At 70.4% G+C, this 1,221-nt stretch carries 1 protein-coding gene; it reads left to right on the top strand.

Annotated features, from left to right (window positions below; all coding sequences use genetic code 11):
- Positions 1-56 precede the first annotated feature (56 nt).
- The coding region (locus ABD357_RS32960) for an IS701 family transposase (protein ID WP_344394731.1) at positions 57-1,221 on the top strand (1,165 nt) is incomplete at its 3' end.

The following is a 1,221-nucleotide window of genomic DNA, read 5'->3' as shown; positions in this document are numbered from 1 at the left end:
CTAGTAGGACTCCGTTAGGTCTTTCCGTTGGTTCTGATCAGGAGCATGTTGGGTGTGTGGACGCACATGAAGTGAACCGTATGCGGGCGACGTTGGCGTTATACGTGGCCGATGTGTTCGCCTCGGTGCCGCGCAAGGACCAGCGGGCCAAGGGCGACTGCTACCTGCGGGGGCTGATGCTGGACGGCCGCCGCAAGTCCATCCAGGCGATGGCGGAGCGGCTGCCGGACGGCAACGAGCAGAACCTGCAGCAGTTCGTGAACCAGTCGACGTGGGATCCGGTGCCGGTACGGCGGCGGATCGCCCAGCGGATGGTGCCGCTGATCGGCCCGGATGCCTGGGCGGTCGACGACGTGTCGTTCCCCAAGGACGGCCGGATGTCGGTCGGGGTCGCGCACCAGTACTGCGGCGCTTTGGGCAAGCAGGCCAACTGCCAGGTCGCGGTCAGCGTGCACGCGGTCTCCGACACGGCCTCCTGTCCGCTGCAGTGGCGGTTGTTCGTGCCCAAGGAGTGGGCGCACGATGCCGGACGGCGGCAGAAGACCGGGATACCGCAGGAGGTCGGGCACCGGGAGAAGTGGCGCCTCGCCCTGGACGCCCTGGACGAACTGGCCGGGTGGAATCTGGTGCCGCCGGTGGTGGTGGCCGACGCCGGCTACGGGCAGAACGCCGATTTCCGCCACGCGCTGGCCGGCCGGGACATCCCGTACGTGGTCGGCATCCGTGGCGACCTGACCGTGCAGCCGCACGACGCGGTCCCCGCCGCCCCGCCCTGGTCCGGCAACGGCCGCCCGCCGGTGCCCCGCTACCGGCAGCCGCCGGTGCCGGTAGCGCAACTGGCCCTGGCAGCCGGACGCCAAGCGTTCAGCGAGGTGACCTGGCGGGAAGGCTCCCGCGGCCCGATGCGCTCGCACTTCTTGGCGGTGCGGGTGAGGCCGGCCGGGGTGCGCTCCCGCCGCCTGGCCCAGGCCGCCGCGGTGGCCGAGCACGGCCGGTGGGACGGTGTCCTGCCCGAAGTGTGGCTCCTGGCCGAATGGTTGGACGGTGACAGCAAGCCGACCCGGTTCTGGCTGTCCGACCTGCCCGCAGACATCCCCGTCGCCGAGTTGGTCCGCCTGGCCAAGATCCGCTGGCGCATCGAGCACGACTACCGGGAACTCAAGCACGGCCTGGGCTTGGACCACTTCGAGGGACGCTCCTGGAACGGCTGGCACCACCACG

Origin of the sequence: Streptomyces vastus, from assembly GCF_039532825.1 — a bacterium.
Lineage (GTDB): Bacteria > Actinomycetota > Actinomycetes > Streptomycetales > Streptomycetaceae > Streptomyces > Streptomyces vastus.
This window is presented reverse-complemented; position numbering and strand designations above follow the sequence as displayed.